Here is a 1,804-nt window from a genome sequence, read left to right as displayed (position 1 = left end):
GCCCTGCCGGGTGCGGCGGACGCCCTGGCGGCGGTGACGCCCTAGACAGGCGGCCCGCCCCTGGGGCACCTTCGTCCGGCGGCCCGGACACCGAGTAGCGGTCGGTGTCCGGGCCGCCGGCCTGTCCGCGGGGCCGTCCGGCGGACCCGAGGCGGGCGGGCGGCGGCCGGGCGGCGGCCGGGCGGCGGCCGGGCGGCACAATGGGGCGGTGCTCCACGACCTCTTCCCGCCCGGCATCCAGCACGCCCTGGACCTCGCGGGCATCTTCGTCTTCGCCACCGCGGGCGCCCTGCTCGCCGTGCGCAAGAACTTCGACGTCTTCGGCATCGCCGTCCTCGCCGAGGTGACCGCCCTCGGCGGCGGGCTCTTCCGCGACCTCGTCATCGGGGCCGTCCCGCCGGCGGCCTTCGGCGAGCTCAGCTTCTTCGTCACCCCGCTCGTCGCCGCGGCCATCGTCTTCTTCCTCCACCCCGAGGTGCAGCGGATCAACCGCGCCATCAACGTCTTCGACGCCGCGGGCCTGGCCCTGTTCTGCGTGACCGGCACGACGAAGGCGTACGAGTACGGGCTCGGCCTCACGGCGTCCGCCGCGCTCGGGCTGGCCACGGCCGTCGGCGGCGGCGTCCTGCGGGACGTCCTCGTCAACGAGGTGCCGTCGCTGCTGCGCGACCGCGAGATGTACGCGGTGCCCGCGACCGTCGGCGCGGCGATGGTCGCCCTCTCCATCGCCTTCGACGCGCTGAACGCGCTGACCACGGCCGCCGCCATCGTCACCACCTTCGTGCTGCGGCTGCTGGCCATGCAGTTCCACTGGCGGGCCCCGCTGGCCTGGAACCGCCGCTCCGCCGTGTCCGAGGAGCAGTGACCAGCACGTCACATACAAAAGCTACCGCTTAGTAGCCTCGGGTTGTAGGCTCGATCGCATGGCATACGCAGCAGCCCAGGCCTCCATCGGCGACAGCGAGTTCGACCGCGACACCACCATCACCGAGCGGGCCGGCGAGCCCGGGGTGTACGACGCCGAGCTCTCGGCCGGATGGACGATCATCACCGCCGTCAACGGCGGCTACCTGCTGGCCATGGTCGGCAGGGCGCTGGCGGCGGCCCTCCCGCACCCCGACCCCTTCACGGTCTCCGCCCACTACCTCACCTCCAGCGAGCCCGGCCCCGCCGTCGTCCGCACCGAGGTCGTCCGCGTCGGCCGCACCCTCTCCACCGGCCAGGCCTCCCTGTACCAGTTCGACGAGACCGGCGCCGAGGTCGAGCGGATCCGCGTCGTCGCCTCCTACGGCGACCTCGCCGCCCTCCCGGACGACGTCCGCACCACCGCCCTCCCGCCCTCCATGCCGCCGTACGAGGCCTGCCTCGGCCCGGAGGCCGGCCCGGCCCCCATCCCCGGCAGCAACGCCATCGTCGACCGGCTCCGCCTGCGGCTGGACCCGGCCACCGCCGGCTGGGCGCTCGGCGCACCCTCCGGCAAGGGCGAGATGCGGGCCTGGTTCGAGCTGGCCGACGGCCGGGACGCCGACCCGCTGTCCCTGCTCCTCGCCGTCGACGCACTCCCGCCCACCTGCTTCGACCTCGGCATGATGGGCTGGAGCCCGACCGTCGAGCTGACCGCGCACGTCCGCCGCCGCCCCGCCCCCGGCCCGCTCCGGATCTCCATCACCACCCGGAACCTGGCCGGCGGCTTCCTGGAGGAGGACGCCGAGGTCTGGGACTCCGAGGACCGCCTGGTCGCCCAGTCCCGCCAGCTCGCCCGCGCCCCGCGGGGCTGACCCGCGGGGCGCGGGCGAGCTGGCGG

General features: G+C 75.1%; 2 protein-coding genes. Both read left to right on the top strand.

The features are described from left to right. The first annotated feature begins 208 nt into the window (after positions 1–208). A complete protein-coding gene (locus tag EF903_RS32270; RefSeq protein ID WP_125548497.1) occupies positions 209–865 on the top strand; it encodes a trimeric intracellular cation channel family protein in 657 nt (218 codons plus the stop codon). Positions 866–923: 58 nt separating this feature from the next. Beyond that, on the top strand, positions 924–1,778 hold the full coding sequence (locus tag EF903_RS32265; RefSeq protein WP_125548496.1) for a thioesterase family protein: 855 nt from the start codon (positions 924–926) through the stop codon (positions 1,776–1,778). Positions 1,779–1,804: the final 26 nt, after the last annotated feature.

Origin of the sequence: Streptomyces sp. WAC05292, from assembly GCF_003949955.1 — a bacterium.
GTDB classification, from domain to species: domain Bacteria; phylum Actinomycetota; class Actinomycetes; order Streptomycetales; family Streptomycetaceae; genus Streptomyces; species Streptomyces globosus.
Note: the sequence above shows the minus strand (reverse complement) of the source record. Positions and strands in the feature narration are given on the sequence as shown.